Genomic DNA, 19732 nt, shown 5'->3' with positions numbered 1-19732 from the left:
ACCCGCAAGCAGGAAAATTCAGAATGCCAGACTGGCATTCTCGGGAATATTCAAACGATCAGCGAGCCGTGCCACATCAACGGACGCAAATGAATTGGGGGTTGTTACCAGAATACTGCTTTGCATTCGAATAGCTGCAGGAACGCGAGTATCTTTTCTGATCATTCCAGCAAGCACAGGAGTCCAGCCAAGAAAATTTTTACAGGCCTGGGCTAGTTTGTCGAAAGTCTGCTGACCACTTCGATGAGTAGATACCTGATTGATAACCAACCTGCAGTCAGTAGATTTCTCACCTAGACGTACACGATCACGAGCGTAGAGCTTCATCACTGCGTAAACATCCGTCAAAGCCGTCGGCTCTTCCGTAGTTACAGCAAGAAGAATATCAGACATTGCAGAAAGGTGCCTCGTTACCGGGTCAATTCCTGCACATAAATCAAGCAAAACCACGTCATATTTAGACATTTTTCGCAGAGCCGTTAGCAAGCCATTCAAGGTACCACTATCGATACCCGCCGCAGCCGGGACACCCGCCCTACCTGGTAAAACGTCAAACTTTGCTTGCCCCAAAGTACAGGATTGAATTGCATCTCCAAGTGCAATACGGCGCCCGAGCACATCGACAAGATCATATTGAGGCATCAATCCTAACTGAATGTCGACATTCGCCAGACCGAAATCGCCATCGAAAATTAATACTTTGTGTCCCTGCCGTGCGAGACGTTGAGCAAGGCTAATAGTAAACCAAGTTTTTCCAACACCGCCCTTTCCGGACGCAACAGCAATAAACTGCGTCTTAAATGCACTGGAAAGACTATTTTTTTGCGTAATTTCCTCAGAAATTGAAGTTATCGGACGGTTTTGAAACATTGTAAAATCACTCATTTCGCAAAGCCTGAGCTGCAATATGCTTGGTCAATGCCACAGCACCGGACGCAGATACATTTTTTTTGAATGCACCATTTTGGCGCAAAAATACCGAGGACCTAGGTTCATCACTTAGATCTTTGTCTGGCCCTTTCACCTCACGAGAGATATCTTTAGGCACCTGAGGAGGGAAGAAGTCACGGCGATCCGACATTATTTCATGAAGCGAGATAGCATTTAGCGGAATCGAGCCATTAATAATCGAATTACTCATACCGGCTTCCGCTAATGCTATCCCATCAATAGCTGCATGCAAAACTCCACCTAAACGTCGTGCATCATCAACCTTTGAGATAACCATTCGGGTAACTCCCAACTCTCGATATCGTCTGATGGCCTCCCGCGTGTCATCTACATCTCCACCAGCTGGATGGACGAGAAGCAACTCTCCTTTAGAAGCATTTTTAAGATGTAGAAGATTATTCATTCCCTTAAAATCAAAATTTGATACACCTGGAGTATCTATCAATATCTCCCTAATCCCATAATTTTTTTTACAAATGTGAGAGACGAGATCCGTTGTATCGGCTACCACTAAATCAATTTTTAACAATCTAGTGCAAACGGCTAACTGCTCTACAGCGCCAGCCTTTTCGTTATCCACTGTAATTATAAGGGGATTTTTACCATCCAAAACCATGCGAGCGGCTAATCTCGCAATATAGACGGACTTTCCACCGCCTTGCGGACCACATACTATTATCGGACCATCACTTGGCTTTATATCCACATTGCGAAACAATATGTCTGAAAATGACAAATGACTCAAATTTTCATCTTGAAATTTAACGCCATGCCAAGAAAACAAATTATTATGATCTTCTTCTCGGAGTTCAGAAGCAACACTATCTTGATATAAAATCTCAGTATCTAATGCATCTACTTCCAATGCAGCCGTTATCTCAAAGCCAAGAGAGCCAATTGAGCGCGTGGAAAGAATGAGAGCATCTTCACCCAATTGTTCACTAACCGCCAGCATAGCTGCCCGCATCGTCTTGCCGCATATTAATTTTATACGCATCTTATTGTATTATTCCGATAGTACGGACTTTAGATTTTGTTGATATTTCTGCTTGAGCCAAAACCATAGTAGAAGCCCGAATGCGTTCTACTATTACTCTAACTGGACGCCTCAAACCTCCAGCTACAAGCAAAACAGGCGTTTCTCCTTGAGAAATAGCACTATCAATAGCCTGCTTAAGTTTCGAAACAAATTCAGTCAACTTTGAAGGAGGCAACGCAGGTTGACGATCATCCGCAGGGCCAGTCATATTTTCTGAAAATAAAACCTCCCATTCTGGACTAAGAGTAATAATGGGTATGTACCCATTCGGCCCACTCACGGAAGCACTAATTTGCCTACACAACCTCACACGAACATGAGAATATAAAGAAGGAATACTCTTAATTCCTTGCCCACATGCTTCTTGCAAAGCTTCAAGAATACTGGAAATATCTCGTATGGAAATCCTCTCAGAAAGAAGCGCCTGAAGAACTCTCTGCAAAGAACTTACAGATATTTGAGATGGCACAAGATCCAAGACTAGCTTTTGCTGCTCTCTCGGCATCTCATCCAAAAGCTTTTGTGTCTCCGTATAGGAGAGAAGCTCCGACATATTTTCTCTAACAAGTTCGGTCAAATGAGTTACGACCACACTAGTCGGATCCACGACCGTATATCCTTTGACAAGCGCACTCTCACGTAAACCTTGGTCTATCCATCTTGCGGGCAAGCCAAACGCAGGCTCCTGAGTACTCTGCCCAACAAGATCCGGCTCTCCACCTCTAGGATCCATGGCCAACAGTTTATTGACTTGGATATCACCTTGCCCAACTTCTATTTCCCGTATTCGCACCGAGTATCGGTCTGGGGCTAGTTGAAGGTTATCTTGAATGCGGACAGGGGGCAGAATAAAGCCCATTTCACTAGCAATAGTCCGGCGTAAAATTTTAATTTGCTCTGTAAGGCGGGATTCCTCTCCGCTAGCAATTGTAAGCAGGTTAAAGCCTAACTCCAACTTCAAAAGATCTACCCGTAAACTTTCTGAAATGGGCGTCTCAGAACTGGTTTGAACAGGAAGGGCAACCGCATCGCCCTCATCATCGACATTAACAATAGGTGACTTGTGTCGCACCCATGCCCCAGCGCCAGCAAGCAAAGAAAGAGCCAAAAAGGGCAATAGCGGTAAACCCGGCATTAAAGCCAATACGAACGCTGACCCAGCCGCCAGAGCCAAAGGCTTAGGATTTCCTCCCAATTGACGCACCAGCGTTACGTCCGCCGCTCCTTCTGTTCCACCCTTCGTGACCACAATGCCGGATGCTGTAGAAACTAGAAGCGCTGGAATCTGAGAAACCAAGCCATCACCAATAGTGAGCGTCGTAAAAGCCGCAGCAGCGTCGCTTACGGACATCCCATGACGGCCAACTCCAATAGCCAAACCACCAACAATGTTTATGGCTGTGATGATCAGACTAGCAATGGCATCTCCGCGTACAAATTTAGCAGCGCCATCCATTGCACCGTAAAATCCACTTTCTTCTTCCAGTTCTTTACGCCGAATTCTCGCGACCTTATCATTAATCGCACCAGACGACAGTTCGGCGTCAATTGCCATTTGCTTTCCTGGCATTGCATCCAACGAGAAACGTGCCGCAACCTCGGCGATACGACCAGATCCTTTGGTAATAACCATAAAATTCACGACCAAAAGTATCGCAAATAGAATAGCTCCAATGACGACATCGCCTCCCATTAAGAAGCCGCCAAAAGCCGCGACAACATGGCCTGCTGCGTAAATCCCCTCGTACCCATGACTTAATATTAAACGAGTTGTTGCAACCTCTAATGAGAGTCGAAGTAAAGTTGTCAAAAGAAGAAGCGTAGGAAACGACGTAAAATCTAAAGGTCTTTTAAGAAAAAGCGCAACCATCAAAACGAGAACGGATGCAGTTATTGATAAAGATAATCCAACATCTAGTATAAAAGTGGGAAGTGGCAAGACCAAAACCGACAGGAGCGCCGCCACAGCTAAGGCAAGCCCCACATCAGATCCAGGCATCCACTTACGGCCCGTTGTTACCCAAGGGGATAAATTTATTTTCTGCAATACCCCAGAAACTGCTGCTCCACCTTGGAATGTAGAGAGCTTAGTTTGCAATTCGTTCACAAACCTATTCCTAGAAGGAAGATAAAATTATAATTAAAATATTACTATACAATCATTCAATTATTTATTTTTTCTGTCTTTATTATCTCCGTCATTGTTACACCAAGCCGTGAATCGTCAACCATTACAACCTCCCCCCTAGCAATCAATCTATTATTAACCATTATATCTATCGAATCTCCTATCTTTCTATCCAACTCCACAACAGCACCGCGGCCAAGTTTTAATAGTTGACTGACCTGCATCGTTGTTCGCCCCAAAACGGCGCTTACAGTTACAGGAATGTCATAAATTGCTTCCAAATCATGCGCGAAACGCGGCGAATCTACGCTCAACTCCGATTTTTTCTGCTCTTCGCTCGTAGTAAATTCATCTTTTTCAAGATCGCTCATATTTATTACCTCAGCTTTGTTGTAAGTTTTTTGGGACGGGTAATGGCAATAAAGAATTTAATAGCGCAGCTGATAATTCTTCACCCAGCCTGAAAGCCATGCCATCAGGCCACGATATTTGAAAATCCCCCGGAGCCATATCTTCACGTAATATACACTCTATGTTAGTTACACCTGAGGAACGACAAAATTTCTCAATTTGTCCAACTTCATTCTCAGCAGCAGTAACTGAAATATGTGTAGCACGCTTTAATATTGGCATAAGATGTGATACTAAATTCGAAATTTCTATCGTACCATACGCATTTAAGCGAGATGGAAACAAAGCTACAATCGAAGAAATTATTGTAGATGAAACATGTTTTATATTTTCTCCAATAATACTTTCAACAGAAAGGGAAATTTTCTCTAAAAAAATAGAAGTTTCTTTTTCTATAGAACTTTCCCATTTTTTTCTTTCTTCTTCTAACAAAATTTTAGATTTTTCTAATCCCTCTAAAATTCCTTGTTGCCTAGCTTTGAGTAAATCATCTTCATTAAAAATACATTTTTCTATTTCTTCTTCAATATTTACGGTTTCTAATTCCTGATGTTCATTTTTATTGTCAATACTAAAGTCTTCAGCATATAATACCCCCTCAACGCGACCATTTCTAGAAAAGCCAGCTCCAATCATAATATCATCTCGTTACCTGGCTGTTGCTGATCAAGAAGATCAATCTCTCCTCGATCAAGCATATCTTTTGCTACCAAGATAATTTCATTTTGAGCGATATCTACATCTTTCACGCGTACCGGCCCTAAGGAAGAAATTTCCTCGGCTAAAATCCTACCCGCTCTTTCAGACATTGCAGAAAGGAATGCTTGCCTGACTGTGTCACTCGCTCCCTTCAACGCGATAGGTAGGCTTTCCCTATTAATCTGCCCCAATAGATTTCCCATACCTTCGCGAGAAAGCTTGGAAAGCTCATCAAATGTAAACATCAAGCCACGAATACGTTCTGCATCTTCATGACTCCGCTCTTCTAGAGCAGTCATGAAGCGAGCTTCTACACGTCGATCGAAATTATTGAAAATATCAGCGAGAATTTCATGACTATCGCGCCATGATCCACGCGGCAAATTAGAAACAAACTCAGAACGTAATGTCTGTTCTACACTTCTAAGGACACCCTTTTGAATATTTTCCGTCCGCAACATTCTTGTCATGACTTCTAGTGAAAAATCTTCAGGCAACAAAGCAAGAACTTTTGCCGCATGACTAGCTTTAATTTTGCTTAAAATAACAGCTACTGTTTGCGGATATTCATTTCGAAGATAATTCGCAAGAACTGTTTCCGATACATTTCCAAGCTTATCCCACATCGTACGACCGGCTGGACCACGAATTTCTTCCATGATTGCGACAGCACGACCTGCAGGCAAAGTATTCTTCAACAGCCGCTCTGTAGTATCCAGATCACCTACTAAAATTTCTGCAGAGCCAAGACCCTTACTAAATTCTTGGCAGACGCCCTCGACAATATCTGCAGAAATCATACCTAGTTGAGACATCGCGCTGGAAATTTCTCGAATTTCCTCCTCATGCATTTGCTCAAAGAGGCGCGCACAATGCTCTTCCCCAAGAGTCATCATAAGGATGGCAGCTTTTTGAGCTCCCGTGATTGCTAACTTCATCATGCTTAGTGCACACCCTGCTCAGGCATCATCCACCCGCGCATCATCGCAATGCTTTCGCTTGGATGCATTTCTACTAATTCCATAACTTTTTGAACAGAAGATGCTTTAATTCGCCCTTCTACTCCATTCACATGGACAGTTTCTGGCTCAGATACGACAAGAGCATTATCACCTTGATATGACACAGGCAGAAGAGCATCTGGACTATTAATCACAGGGCGCGATATTGATGGAAATTGATCGGAATTATTATCTAATACTCCGTTATTTTTCTCTAGTAATTTTGATGTTTCACGATCGGAAGGCGGCTTCATCAGTGGCCTGACAACAAAGAACAGCACGAGTAAAAGGCATAAGGAAAACAGTCCTAGTCTTGCTGCTTGCATTTCATCCGAATGACTGAATTTTATACCAAAAATTTTAGCCTCGTCAGCAGGTGTGGCTTCAATCACATCAACAAACTTCATCGACATGACCGTTACCACATCTCCGCGCGACTGATCGAAGCCTATCGCACTCTTTGTAAGATCCGTGAGACGAGCGAGCTCCTGAGCGTCTCTCGGTGCCCACGTTGCTTTGCCTTTATTATCGACTTGCGTAATGCCATCGACCATTACGGCAACGCTGAGGCGAGCTATTTTCGGTTGGTCCTGAAGAACAGTTCTTACGGTTTTTCCAATTTCGTAATTGTCCGTCTGTTCTTGGCGTGTACTCTGGCTGCCATTCTGTGCTTGGCCAGCGTTTGCATTTGGCAAATTATTAGTAACAGTCGTTGACGTATTACCCTGCGTATTGATGCTTTTTTCCGATTTCGTCTGCTGAGACCTCAGAACTTGCTGGTCTGGATCATATCGCTCCTGAGTCTCGCGAACATGATCATTATTCATGGCCACATTCGCCTCCACACGAATATGACCCGCACCCACTGATGATCCCAGAATGTCTTCGACGGATCGCGCGACACGCTGTTCCAGCGCCTGACGCTGTTCTTCTAGGCTTTCACCACCACCAGCCATCCCGGCACCTTCTTTAAGAAGAACGTGTCCGTGATTATCGATAAGAGATATGTTGCGGGCTTCAAGGCCAGGCACTGCAGCAGAGACAAGATTCACAATAGCCGATACGCTCTCGGCATCGAGCCGCCGCCCTCCTCTCATGGAGAGTAAAACGCTCGCTTGAGCACCCTGCTCATCAGTGGAGAAAAGTTCTCTATGCCTTAATACAAGGTGCACACGTGCGTTTTGAACCCCGTTTATAAGACGAATTGAGCGCTCTAACTCGCCTTCCATTGCACGGGTTTCATTAATCGTCTGCTCAAACTGCGTGGCGGTAAAACCATTGGCTTTATCGAAAATTTCGTAGCCGACTGATCCCCCAGATGGAAGACCACTCTTAGCGAGAAGGAGGCGCGCCCTCGCGACATCAGCTTCCGACACAAGAATGGTATTACCCTGATCCTTCAGTGAATAGCTGATATGCGATTTAGTGAGCTGTTCGACAATTTCGCCTGCCTCATGCGCATCCAAATCTCGATACAGCAAGCTGTCCGCAGATGAGGCCCCGTGCATCACCAGAACACCCAACAGCAGCAGCATAGCCACTCCGACACCACCCAAGGCGGCCAATCGGGGCAATCCTAACTGCCGCAGGTTCTCCAACACCGCCTTCACCAGACGCCTCCCCATTCGGAAATTGCAGTGACCTCAGAAAATGGTGCCAGTCTCGTGGGATTAGGAAATTCCCTCATGAATACCGCATCACTTCCTGCTTTTGCCTCTCCGGAAAGGTAGTTTTGGTCAAAAAAGATTAATATTCAGCTAACAAAGCCTCAAAAATCTTGGAAATTCTCAACTTCCAGAAAAACCAGTCAAGTCGTCGATATCGATAGCAGAAGCGCCCATATTTACGTCGATACCCGATGCCGTTTTGGAAATGCCGGTAACCTTGCCGCTTACAGTCGTATCCAACGCGACACTGTCACTTCCCGACGCAGCCTGAACGGCGACACTATATTGCCCGTCGCTCATCTGAGTGCCGTCATCAGTTACGCCATTCCAGGTCCACGTATTCAGACCCGCAGCAGCATTAAGCGTTGCGGTCTTTACCACCGTACCCGTGGAATTGGAGACAGCAATTGCAATAGGACCAGCCGCGGGAGCATTGAACGACACGGATGCCGTGCTGTTCTGCAATGGCAATGTCGATGTCGTCGCAGATGTCGTCTGACCAATCAGTCCGATAGCCGACGTCATCTGACTGCTTTGCGTCGCCGAAATTAGCGTACTCAGGTTAGTGTTCGCCTGGACCTGCTGCTGCACACCGGCGAATTGGGCAATTTCACTTGTGAAATTATCCGTACTCATCGGGTTACTGGGATCCTGATGCTGTAGTTGTGCCGTTAACAAGGTCAGAAACTGATTAAAATTGCCCGTAAGGGAAGAAAGAGCGCTCCCAGCGGCACTGCTTGCTGTCGTGCTGCTGGATGTCGTCGCAGCCGCGGCCGCGCTCTTCTGGGCTGCAGCCGATGCCTTTGCCAGCAGGGATAAGGAGGATATCGAACTTGAAGATGTCGCAGAAACCATTTCTGATAAACCTTAAACTGTAAGATCAATGGCACCGCGCATCATGCTGCGCGACGAACGAATTGGAGGCGCCCCATCGTCAGATGAGAAACCCTCCCCTGTATGCGAGCGATCTCCACCCGAATTTTTGGACGAGCCCTGTTGAGCATCGCCATTCCCACCTCCAGCCACATTGGATCCTATAAGGCCAAACTGCAGATCATACGGAGGCACTGACTGCGCTTGCTGAACGGGGAGAATTTGTTGCATCTGAGAAAGAGACGACAGGAGCGTATTGCTATCGTCTTTGATGCTTTCAAGAACATGGTAGTTGTCAGCATCGATACGAATGTGACGTTCCCCACTTCCTGACTGCGCCACTTCAATATGAAGACGGCCCTGCAAGCCCAGATCAAGCTCGAGACGCGTTTTAGCGTCTGCGTCCGTGATCTGATGTTTCAGTTCTATCTGCCCGTCTGAACGCGCAGCACTCTCATCGAGAGCGCGTGCGTCCTTTAGATCGTGAACACCCTTATCTTCTGCGCCATTGGACTGATTTAAATTATCATCAAAATCAGTTGCTTTGAATTCTTCCGTTTCTTTTCTAGAATCAAAAATAGAATAATTTGAATTATTTAAAGTATCATCAAAAACAACAAAAGAAGATCCTGAATTATTTTCTTTACTTATTTTATCAGAAACGTTTATTGATGAAATTTCTTTATTTTCATCATAAGAAGGCTCAATATCGATTTTCGATAAATTCGAAAAACCCGCCTCCTCTACAGGCACTGAGACAGTACTTCCTGTATCGGCGGAGTTACCAAAAACAGATGTTTTCATATCTCCAGAAATAGTAGATACTGAAAGAGAGTTTTTCTTAGATGAAAGAGGATTTTCTTCTGGTTCCTGGGACGCTTCCTGCAATTGGGAAGCTGGCATCTGCTCGGCTTTGTCACCTATCGAACTCCCAGAACTGAGTTCTTCGTGGCCAGCCGAAGAAGACAAAGGAAAGTGAGATGCCGTGCTCTTGCCACTTGCAGTGGTGGTTGCAACTTTAACCTGCGATTGTGCATTCACGGACGACGTATGAGCACCTTGATCTTTTGAACTTGGTAAACGCTCAGCGACAGCTGTTTTTTTTACTACAGAATCTGAACTGGGCCTCTGCTCAGACGCAGTAGTCTTTTCAGGCTGAGGAACAGGTGCCGGAGATTTGAGCTTTTTTTCCGTGTAGCTGGCGAGAAAGTCCCTAAACCGGTCGTCTGTAGCGATCTGCTGGGAAATGGTCGCGACAGAACCGGTCTGAACGCCGGATGATAAAAACGACGGGACAGCAATCTGGGACACGCACACCTCTCCTCCACCTTCAGAAGATGGCACTTGGAAGCAGTATGGATCCCAATAGTGAAAAAAGTGTTTAAGGCCCGTTTAACGAAACGGGCCTACACTCGTTAATGGCTTATTCTGACTTTTCTGAAACACCATTCCGGATCTGGTCGTAGCCCGCTGAACCAGGAAAAGGGCCGCGCGCCTCCGCCTCTGCTGCAGGGCAGACAGGAGGTACCCCATCCAGTGCGAGAGCGCGCACAGTATGCCCCTGTCGGGACAGCAGCCCACGAACTGCAAGAGTATGACCTACGCGAATCCCTGACATAAGCTCTTCAGGCAAAATGACTGTCGTGCCGTCTCGCAGCAGAACACCTGAGGGCGCGACGCGCGAAACCACGCCCTTGGTCACTGGGAGAGGAGACATGTCGTACGTGCAAGGCGCTGCCTTTGCGACGGGAACGGAAAATGCCAGAATCAAGCTGGCGATTGCGATGGTTTTCAATGCCGAAAATGCCTCATACCCGTGAACACCATGGCGATTCCAGCTGCATCTGCAGCATCGATCACCTCTTGATCACGAATGGAACCGCCAGGCTGGATCACCGCCACAGCACCCGCAGCCACTACGCTCTCAAGACCATCCGCAAAGGGGAAAAACGCATCTGACGCAGCAACAGAGCCTGTTGTCAGCGGCGCATTTTCTCCAGCAACCTGAGCTGCATCTTCGCTTTTGCGTGCAGCAATCCGCGCACTGTCAACGCGCGACATCTGACCGGCACCAATGCCCACCGTCGCGCCATCCTTGACGTAAATTACGGCGTTCGACTTCACATGCTTGGCGACACGGAATGCAAAGAGAAGATCGCGCATTTCTGAAGCAGTTGGCGCACGTTTTGTGACGACTTTCAGATCGGCTTCAGTAACACGTCCTGCATCCCGGCTCTGGGCCAAAAAGCCACCGGCGACAGAGCGAAAGGACAAACCATCTGCTGCCGGATCAGGCAGGGCACCGGTCAGGAGCAGACGAAGGTTCTTTTTGCGTGAAAGTATCTCCAGAGCATCAGCATCTGCGGCTGGCGCAACGATCACTTCCGTAAAGATTGCGGCGATACGCTCGGCCGTTGCGGCATCGAGAGTATCGTTCAGGGCCACGATGCCACCGAATGCCGATACCGGATCACAGCGCAGGGCGGCAACCCAAGCTTCCTCAAGTGTCGCAGCAGAGGCGACACCGCACGGGTTTGCGTGCTTGACGATGACGACACTTGGGCCTTCAAGCTCAGCCACCGCCTCGAATGCGGCATCCGTGTCGTTGAGGTTGTTATAGCTGAGAGCTTTACCCTGCACCTGACGCGCGGTGGAAATGCCCGGGCGCGTGCTGCCATCCCTGTAAAATGCAGCCTTCTGATGCGGATTTTCACCATACCGCAGAAGCTCTCCGCGCGTTCCGCTCAGGGTCAGGACCGGAGGCAGAATGTCTCCAGCCTTTTCTGCAAACCAGCGTGCGATCATACCGTCATAGGCACCGGTATGCGCGTATGCCGCCGCCGCATATGCCCGGCGCTGATGGTTCAGAGTACCGCCTTCCGTCAGAGCCTCAACAAGGCCTTTATACTGGGAAGGGTCTGTCAGGATGACAACATGGTCAAAGTTTTTTGCTGCCGCCCGGATCATGGCGGGGCCACCGATATCGATATTCTCGATACAGTCTTCGTCACCGGCACCGGAAGCAACTGTGGCCGCAAACGGATAAAGGTTGACGCAAACGAGATCTATCGGGGCGATTGCGTGCTGTTCCATCTGTGAAAGATGTTCGGGAAGGTCCCGGCGCCCGAGAATTCCACCATGCACCTGGGGAACCAGCGTTTTGACGCGGCCATCCAGAATTTCGGGAAATCCCGTATGCTCCGAGACGTCTTTCACCACCAAACCTGCTTCGCGCAGGGCTTTGGCTGAACCGCCAGTCGAGAGAAGTTCAGCGCCATGCGCTGCGAGCGCGCGGCCCAGTTCAATTAATCCGGCCTTATCAGAGACGGAAAGCAGGGCGCGACGGATGGGCAGTCTGGTATCGGTCATGATGGAAGAGAAATATCCTTCAAAACATGTCCATGCAACCGCTGGTGATGCATGGCAGCTGTGACCCGGCCCCGATGGGGACCAGGGCCAGAAACTCCCGCCCAGCCCAGAAGGAGCAGCACAGGCAGAAGGAGAACCATCTCACCCATGCCGCCAGTGCGTACATAGGGCCAGAATGAAAGTCGGGAACGACTGAGGGGCGCGAGGAACTGACAGCCTCCGGTGGGCAGATCAGCCGCTATATGCGTCGCTGCCCCTAAAAGAAGCGCACCAATTGGCCCGCGCAAAGCGGCCTCACCCATCATTTCCGCAACAACGAAAGCGACCACGAGCAGCAGCACGCCGGAATGTGTCATTCCGCGGTGCCCGAATGTGCGGGCGATGAGGCGGGACAGCGGCTTGCAGCGCGCGCCGACGATAGAACGTTCGGTATCAATGTCTGGCAGAACACTGCCGAAAAGAGCGGCGACAACTGAAAAAGGTTCAGGCGTCAGAAAGTGCCATCGCATCGCGCAAAGCACTGTAAAACCGCCAATAAGAAGGTGCGAGCGTCCAGTCACGCGCCCTTATGGTCCGGAACGGACGTTTCCGCAAACTGCCATCCGCCACCGAGCGCGCGATAAAGCGATACGAGAATGGTTTCAATCTGGGTTTGGCTGGCAGCCTTTGCCGTCTCACTCGACAGGACAGCAGCCTCCGCCTGATCTACCTCAAGAAACGTCGTCGCACCCGCAACATAGCGCTGACGCGCTGCCGTCAGCACCTGATGGTTCTGTTCAACGGCCTCAGAAACACGCTGGAAGCGATCCTGTGCCTGAGCGTAGGCCGTCATTGCGTCGTCAACTTCCCGCCATGCATTCAGGACGCTCTGGCGGTATGCCAGTGCGGCTTCCTTTTGCTGGTTTTGCCGGAGATGCAGCATTCCGCGTAGACGACCACCCTCGAAAAGCGGAACGTTTAGTGTTGGCCCAAGCTGGAAATACTTTGCTGCGGGCATGAAGAAATCACTTGCAGACAACGATTGCGTACCGATTGATCCGGTCAGGGTAATATCGGGATAGAATGAAGCTTTTGCCGCACCTACCCTCGCCGTTGCGGCATGAAGACGGGCATCCGCTTCAAGAATGTCCGGACGCCTTTGTGCAAGCTGAGATGGAAATCCGACAGGCACCCCCTCTGGCACTCCGGGTTGCGGCGCAACCTTTGCAAGTTCCCTCTCAAGCGCACGTGGAGGCAGGGCCAGCAACAGGCCAATAGCATTGATAAGCGCAGCCTGTGCATCGCGTAATGGCGGCAACGCGCCTTCAGTGGTTGCAACCCGGGCACGGGCCTGGGCGATATCGAGGGTTGTGGCAGCACCTTCGCGCTTGCGGTCCTGCACCAGCGCCAGATCGTGAAGAACGAGCTTCAGGTCTCGCTCCGTAAGGACAATCTGAGCCTGCGTACCTCGAAGGCGCATGTAATCGGCCACAAGATCCGCAAGCGTCGCAAGGGCCACACCACGCCGCGCAGCTTCTGCGGAAGCTGTGCCTGCACGCTGCGCCTCTACCGAGCGCCGGACCATTCCAAAAAGATCCAGATCCCACGAAGATGCTGCGATGTTCGTATAATAGTTATACTGAAGGTTCGCCCCCGGCGCTGGCTCCGCGAGAGACAGGAACCCGCGTTTACTCTGCTGCGTCCAACCATAGGAGCCGGCCCAGTTTGCACTGGGAAGACCCTGAGCGGCCGCAACCTGGGTCTGCGCACGCGCCTGCCCGATGCGCGCCATGGCGGCCTGAATTTCGAGGTTTTGCGCTCCAAGCCGACTGACGAGAGTATCCAGTTCGGCGTCCTTGAAGCTGTGCCACCAGGATATATCGACCGCACCTGAATATGTGCTGCTGCTGGCACGGGGCTCCTCTCCCCACTGGCCTGCTGCATGCATGTGTGGGGGCGTATAATTCGGGCCAACCGTGCAACCTGCGAGCAGCAGAGCCAGTGAGAGAGCGGAAGAACGCCTCATTTCGCGGTTACCGAAGAATGAGCGCTTTCCTGATCAGCCGCCACATTCTCAAATCCGGTATCGACAGAGGTCTCAACCGAAAAACCCATCCGCAGGAGTCTGGCTAAGGGTTGACCTGCGCGAAGTGTAATCTTCACAGGCAATCGCTGCACGATCTTGGTGAAATTTCCCGTGGCATTTTCTGGCGCCAGAGGCGCAAAAGCCGCTCCGGATGCAGGCGGTACGCTATCCACCACGCCATCCAGATCAATATCATAAGCATCAACATGAATGCGCGCAGGCTGTCCGGGGCGCATGTGACGCAGGGCAAGCTCCCGGTAGTTGGCTTCGATCCAGAGCTGGTTCATCGGAACAACAGCCATGAGCGCAGCACCCGGCGCAACATAATTTCCCGCCTGAACGCTTCTCTGTCCGACCATCCCGTCAAACGGTGCCACAATCCTTGTGTAGGAAAGGTTCAGCTCTGCCTGATGAACCCGCGCTTTATCCATGACGACCGTCTGCAGTGCTGCGTCGTGCTGGGCCTGCAAGATGGGTAGCTGCGCGCGAACAGCCTGCGCATCTGCCTGCGCCCCGCGAAGTGTCGCTTCAAGCTCACCCAGCGTTGCGGTGCTTTGCTGGTTTTCCTGATCGCTTCCAGCGCCGGTTTTCGCCAGATCGCCATAACGCCGGGCATTCTGACGAGCGAATATGAGTTGTGCCTTCAGGCGCGCAACTGCAGCGTCGGACTGTTCAATCAGAGAGGGCTGGCGGGAGACCGCAGCTTTCGCATCCTGCACAAGCGCACGATCATGTTCGAGCACAGCACGCACCTCTGAAAGTGCAGTGCTGTAATCACGGTCATCCAGACGGACGAGCACCTGTCCTGCGTGCACCGTCTGATTGTCGTCTACATCCACGGACGTCACCTGACCGGGAATACGCGGGGCGATCGTGGAATAATGCGCCGTGACGTAGGCATCATTGGTCCAGACTCGCCGCGTTGGGACAAAAATGATCGCCAGCACAACGGCAACAAACGCAATAATGACGAGCGCCGCCAGAATGAATGGCCATTTTGGCTTCGGCTTGTCGCCGTCCCCATGCTGCTGATCGGCCATAAGGCACCCTTATTTCTTGGCAAAAACGATACGTGGCGGATAGGTGCGGACCGGCAAGGTCAGCAGAAGGATCATCAGAAATGAGATGAGACCGATGATGACAAAGAACATGTCACTCATCGTCAGGGTTGCAGTCTGCCGTGCAAGTTGTGCCGACATCATCTCCACACTGCCCGGATGACGCGGCAGCCCGTTGGGAAGGAGCGCAGTTGGTTCCTGCAAGGCTGGATTGCTGCCCTGGTAAAGACGGAAACGGTTCCGCCCGAGCTGATCTGTCAGTCGATCGGAATGCAACGAGCCGCGCCACCGATGCACAAGCTGCACAAGCCAGACCGATACGGTTTCTGCTACGCCACGGGGGCAGTTCACCAGTGCTGATGCAAATGGTCCCTCTGCCGGGACCAGAGCATTTGTCGACATCATAAGCAACGGCATGACGATCATTGCAGCACCCAGTCCCTGGAAAAACTGCCAGAGGTAGAACTCATTCCTGTTCCACACGGAGGTCAGAAATGTATCGCCAACACATGCTATGAGCAGACAGATCAGCCCGATAAGGCTTACAACCCTGCTATCCACCCACTCATAATTGAGAACAATGGCCATCAAAGGCAGAAGCAGTAGCTGGAGGGCGGCGACTTCAAGTGTCACCAGATAGCTTTGCTCCGGTCGATATCCGGCGACCGTAGAGAGAAATGACGCAGGAAGTGTTGAGGCCGACATGGAGATGACGACAAACACAAGCAGCGTCGTCGCGCCGTAGGCAAAATTACGCCGCTTGAGCAACTGGAACTTGAAGAGCGGCAGAGGATGGTACCACTCGTTCAGGACAAAGAGCGGCAGGATTACAACTGACATCAGGGCCATGACGCAAATGGCGGACGAATTGAACCAGTCGAGCCGGTCTCCCTGTTGCAGCATTGTTGTCAGCGCCGAAAAGCCGACAAGCACCATCAGCATTCCGCGCCAGTCAATGATTCTGAAGCGCTCGTATTTAGGGGCGTCCACCGGCATTCCATACCAGATGAGCAACCCGGCCAGCGTGCAGAGCGGGATCGCCTGTAAAAACACGAACTGCCACCCGACGAGATCACTCCACAGCCCGGCAAACGAACCACTCAGATATGGGAAGAACGTGGCCGTCGAGGCATAAGCTGCAAGCCCATAAAGACGAATGGGCGGTGGGAGCACCCGCAGGGCCGTCGTCATGAGCAGCGGCACGGCAAAACCACCGGCAAGGCCCTGCAATATGCGCAGACCATAAAGAAGTGTCAGGTTAGGCGTAAACGGGATGAGAACGCTGGCAGCGATTGCCAGCCCAACAACGAAAAGCCCGAACCGGCGGAGACTGAACGTAATGGCAAACCAGGGCGCCAGAGCCATCCCAATGACCTGAGCCGTAGAATAAAGGCTACTGAACCATGTTCCGGAATCATGACTGATCCCAAGGCCGCCCATGATGTCCGGGAGTGTCTGGGCAGACACCTGCCCATTGAGTTCCGTCGCCATTGCGAGACAGATCACGCCCGCCAGGCCAACCAGAGGTTTCCGGTCGATGCTCATTCCAGCGGCCTTGAAAAGCCGCATGAAGCGCAAGCGGTTTTTTCAGAGATGAAAGGAATAAGAGGCTCCGGGGTGCATCACCGATTTATGGACCCGCCTCTTCCTTATTTACAAGCTGAATAACAAACCTTTGCCATGCATGGGGCCATGAGCCAAATGCATGGCAAACAGCTTCTTACTTGAGACGTGACGCCGCTGCTGCGCGCGCTGTTACGGTTGCTGCATCAAACTCACCCGCCGTGAGCCAGGAGCCACCAACACACGCAACACTCGGCAGCGCCAGCCACTCAGGGGCTGTCTGTTCGGTGATACCGCCTGTGGGGCAGAAACGAACATTTCCGAACACGCTTGCGAGACTTTTGAGAGCAGGGATACCGCCGTTTGTCACGGCCGGGAAAAACTTGAAGCGTGTCAGCCCCAGATCCAGTCCACGCATGATGTCGCCTGCATTGGCGACACCAGGCAGGAACGGCGTGTCGTGATCACGAGCCGCATCTGCCAGTGGAGCGGTTAGGCCCGGGCTGACGATGAAGCGCGATCCAGCCTTTACAGAACGCTCGAGATCGGTGGGATTCAAAACCGTTCCAGCGCCGACGAATGCACCTTCAACCTTCGACATCTCTGCGATGGCTTCGAGCGCGCAGGGCGTGCGCAGCGTAACTTCGAGCGTCGTCAGGCCACCGGCCACCAGAGCTTCCGCCAGCGGACGGGCCTGTGCGATGTCCTTGATCACGAGCACCGGAATAACCGGGCAGCGCGTCATGACGGCATCGAGTTTTGCAGTATCGGTCATGGGTGTTCAGTCCTTAGTGAATATCGTCGCCGATGGTATCGATAACACGTTCCATCATGGCCAGCATGGCAGAGCCACCTGCTTCGGCAGAATCAGGCACGCCGCGCATGATGGCAAACAATTCCCTGCCCGTTCCCAGACCTGGCGGCGGCGGCGGTGTAACCGGGCGGGCACCCCATTCTGCTGCATCCACCAGCGCCTCAAGGCGCCCGGTGCGGGCACAGACGCGGATGAGATCGCCATCCTGAATACGTGCAATCGGTCCCCCCGTCTGGGCTTCCGGCCCAAGGTGGATGGCAGCAGGCACCTTGCCACTCGCGCCGGACATGCGACCATCCGTGACGAGAGCAACCTTGAAGCCACGATCCTGCAGAACACCCAGCGATGGCATCAAGCGGTGCAGTTCAGGCATCCCGTTTGCTTCTGGCCCCTGGAAACGCACGACAACCACAACATCACGTTCCAGCTCACCGTTTTGATATGCATCCACAACTGCCTGCTGCGTGCTGAATACGCGGGCTGGTGCCTCGATTGTCAGGTGCTCGTCCTGGATTGCGCTTGTCTTGTAAATTCCACGCCCCAGATTGCCGGTCATCAGCTTCATGCCGCCATCCTCCCGGAATGGCTGCGCGACATCACGCAGAATATCCCGGTCCAGCGATGGCTTCGCATCGACGTATTCGAGCTGCCCTTCTTCAACGATTGCGCGACGTGCGTAATCGGAGAAACCGCCACGAGAGATGGTCATGATGTCCTGATGCAAGAGGCCAGCATCACAAAGTTCAGCAATGACCGTTGGCATCCCGCCAACACGGTTGAATGCGTTCACATCCTCGGAGCCGCTCGGATAGACGCGGGTGATTTGCGGAACAGCTGAAGACAAACGGCTGAGATCTTCCCAATCGATCCGAATTCCAGCAGCACGCGCGATCGCAGGCAGATGGATGGCATGGTTGGTCGAACCACCCGTTGCAAGAAGGCCGACTGCTGCATTGACGATCGCTTTTTCGTCCACACACTGACCGAGCGGACGGACATCCTCGCCATTCAGGCTGATTTCAGCGAGACGATGAATGCTTGCGCGCGTCATGGCCTGACGCAGAGGCGTGTTCGGGTTGATGAAGGATGCATCAGGCATCATCAGCCCCATGATCTCGACCATCATCTGGTTAGTGTTTGCAGTACCATAGAAAGTGCAGGTTCCTGCGCTGTGATAGGAAGCGTTTTCGGCTTCCATCAACTCATCCTGCCCCACCTTACCCTGAACATAAAGCTGGCGAATGCGCTGCTTTTCCTTGTTCGGCAAGCCGGAGGTCATGGGACCTGCCGGAATAAGCATGGTTGGCAGATGCCCAAATCGCAGGGCACCTATCAGAAGTCCCGGAACGATCTTGTCGCAGATACCAAGCAGGGCCACGCCCTCAAACATGCCATGGCTGAGGCCGACAGCTGTGGACATTGCAATGGTGTCCCGCGAGAACAGCGAGAGTTCCATGCCCTCCTGCCCCTGCGTCACCCCATCGCACATAGCTGGCGCGCCGCCTGCAACCTGCGCCGTAGCGCCGACTTCCCTTGCAAACAGCTTGATCTGGTCCGGATAGCGGCCATAGGGCTGATGCGCGGAGAGCATGTCATTATAGGTGGTGATGATCCCGATGTTATTGCTCGTCGGGCGCATTAGGCCAGCCTTGTCAGAGCTGGCAGCAGCTATGGCATGTGCGAGATTTCCGCAGGCAAGGCGTGGACGCGAGACACCTTTGGAGCGGTTACGCTCCATGAGCGCCAGATATCGACGACGCGAAACCTTGGATCGCTCGATAATCCGGGCAGTCACGCTCTCGACGACGGAATTCACTGACATTTGGACCACTCGCTGCTCAACTGACACTCGCACAAGCGCAGGAGGAACATTGCCTTCCCCTGACAAACACGGCATCGTGAAATAGAGGCATCGTTAATACGGAAAGCCCACACCCACGGCAAGCCGCCAATCACGCTTCCGTGTCAGATATTTTGATATTTATTTTCCTCGGGAGACACAAAGCTTATCAAAAAGTTCGTATACGAACATTTTTTTATAAGAATAATTTTTCATCATGCTTTAGCTGCATATCGACGCCCTCATGATAAGGA

17 protein-coding genes are annotated in these 19732 nt (G+C 51.2%); all 17 read right to left on the bottom strand.

Annotated features, from left to right (window positions below):
* Nucleotides 1–18: 18 nt before the first annotated feature.
* On the bottom strand, nucleotides 19–885 hold the full coding sequence (locus GWA01_RS09750) for a nucleotide-binding protein (RefSeq protein ID WP_186819532.1): 867 nt from the start codon (nucleotides 883–885) through the stop codon (nucleotides 19–21).
* The gene (locus tag GWA01_RS09745; protein ID WP_186819531.1) at nucleotides 878–1918 is read right to left on the bottom strand and encodes a flagellar biosynthesis protein FlhF; all 1041 of its coding nucleotides are present in this window, start codon (nucleotides 1916–1918) and stop codon (nucleotides 878–880) included. The genes GWA01_RS09750 and GWA01_RS09745 overlap by 8 nt, the downstream gene beginning before the upstream one ends.
* A gap of 31 nt (nucleotides 1919–1949) precedes the next feature.
* Nucleotides 1950–3989: a flagellar biosynthesis protein FlhA gene (gene flhA / locus GWA01_RS09740; RefSeq protein WP_146797799.1), complete on the bottom strand. Its 2040-nt coding sequence runs from the start codon at nucleotides 3987–3989 to the stop codon at nucleotides 1950–1952.
* 164 nt (nucleotides 3990–4153) lie between these two features.
* Complete coding sequence (gene fliN, locus GWA01_RS09735; RefSeq protein WP_146797026.1) at nucleotides 4154–4489, bottom strand: flagellar motor switch protein FliN; 336 nt, start codon at nucleotides 4487–4489, stop codon at nucleotides 4154–4156.
* A gap of 10 nt (nucleotides 4490–4499) precedes the next feature.
* Complete coding sequence (locus GWA01_RS09730) at nucleotides 4500–5165, bottom strand: FliH/SctL family protein (protein WP_146797023.1); 666 nt, start codon at nucleotides 5163–5165, stop codon at nucleotides 4500–4502.
* Nucleotides 5162–6169 carry a flagellar motor switch protein FliG gene (locus GWA01_RS09725; RefSeq protein ID WP_371858438.1) on the bottom strand — a complete coding sequence of 336 codons (1008 nt, stop codon included), beginning with the start codon at nucleotides 6167–6169 and terminating at the stop codon, nucleotides 5162–5164. The genes GWA01_RS09730 and GWA01_RS09725 overlap by 4 nt, the downstream gene beginning before the upstream one ends.
* 2 nt (nucleotides 6170–6171) lie before the next feature.
* Nucleotides 6172–7839, bottom strand: a complete 1668-nt coding sequence (gene fliF, locus GWA01_RS09720) for a flagellar basal-body MS-ring/collar protein FliF (protein ID WP_146797019.1) — start codon at nucleotides 7837–7839, stop codon at nucleotides 6172–6174.
* Nucleotides 7840–8016: 177 nt separating this feature from the next.
* Entirely contained in the window at nucleotides 8017–8751 is a 735-nt protein-coding gene (locus GWA01_RS09715; protein WP_146797018.1) for a flagellar hook assembly protein FlgD, read from the bottom strand.
* A gap of 12 nt (nucleotides 8752–8763) precedes the next feature.
* Nucleotides 8764–10080: a hypothetical protein gene (locus tag GWA01_RS09710; protein ID WP_146797016.1), complete on the bottom strand. Its 1317-nt coding sequence runs from the start codon at nucleotides 10078–10080 to the stop codon at nucleotides 8764–8766.
* 112 nt (nucleotides 10081–10192) lie between these two features.
* Nucleotides 10193–10564, bottom strand: a complete 372-nt coding sequence (locus GWA01_RS09705; protein ID WP_146797013.1) for a hypothetical protein — start codon at nucleotides 10562–10564, stop codon at nucleotides 10193–10195.
* The gene (gene purH, locus GWA01_RS09700) at nucleotides 10561–12138 is read right to left on the bottom strand and encodes a bifunctional phosphoribosylaminoimidazolecarboxamide formyltransferase/IMP cyclohydrolase (RefSeq protein ID WP_146797010.1); all 1578 of its coding nucleotides are present in this window, start codon (nucleotides 12136–12138) and stop codon (nucleotides 10561–10563) included. The genes GWA01_RS09705 and purH overlap by 4 nt, the downstream gene beginning before the upstream one ends.
* On the bottom strand, nucleotides 12135–12698 hold the full coding sequence (locus GWA01_RS09695; protein ID WP_146797007.1) for a metal-dependent hydrolase: 564 nt from the start codon (nucleotides 12696–12698) through the stop codon (nucleotides 12135–12137). The genes purH and GWA01_RS09695 overlap by 4 nt, the downstream gene beginning before the upstream one ends.
* Nucleotides 12695–14143: an efflux transporter outer membrane subunit gene (locus tag GWA01_RS09690; RefSeq protein ID WP_146797004.1), complete on the bottom strand. Its 1449-nt coding sequence runs from the start codon at nucleotides 14141–14143 to the stop codon at nucleotides 12695–12697. The genes GWA01_RS09695 and GWA01_RS09690 overlap by 4 nt, the downstream gene beginning before the upstream one ends.
* Complete coding sequence (locus GWA01_RS09685; RefSeq protein WP_146797001.1) at nucleotides 14140–15243, bottom strand: HlyD family secretion protein; 1104 nt, start codon at nucleotides 15241–15243, stop codon at nucleotides 14140–14142. The genes GWA01_RS09690 and GWA01_RS09685 overlap by 4 nt, the downstream gene beginning before the upstream one ends.
* Before the next feature lie 9 nt (nucleotides 15244–15252).
* Nucleotides 15253–16806 carry an MFS transporter gene (locus tag GWA01_RS09680; RefSeq protein ID WP_146796998.1) on the bottom strand — a complete coding sequence of 518 codons (1554 nt, stop codon included), beginning with the start codon at nucleotides 16804–16806 and terminating at the stop codon, nucleotides 15253–15255.
* Between the two features lie 175 nt (nucleotides 16807–16981).
* Entirely contained in the window at nucleotides 16982–17599 is a 618-nt protein-coding gene (gene eda, locus GWA01_RS09675; protein WP_146796995.1) for a bifunctional 4-hydroxy-2-oxoglutarate aldolase/2-dehydro-3-deoxy-phosphogluconate aldolase, read from the bottom strand.
* Nucleotides 17600–17612: 13 nt separating this feature from the next.
* The gene (gene edd, locus GWA01_RS09670; RefSeq protein ID WP_146796991.1) at nucleotides 17613–19460 is read right to left on the bottom strand and encodes a phosphogluconate dehydratase; all 1848 of its coding nucleotides are present in this window, start codon (nucleotides 19458–19460) and stop codon (nucleotides 17613–17615) included.
* Nucleotides 19461–19732: the final 272 nt, after the last annotated feature.

The organism is Gluconobacter wancherniae NBRC 103581, assembly GCF_007988885.1.
Classification (GTDB): Bacteria; Pseudomonadota; Alphaproteobacteria; order Acetobacterales; family Acetobacteraceae; genus Gluconobacter; species Gluconobacter wancherniae.
Note: the sequence above shows the minus strand (reverse complement) of the source record. Positions and strands in the feature narration are given on the sequence as shown.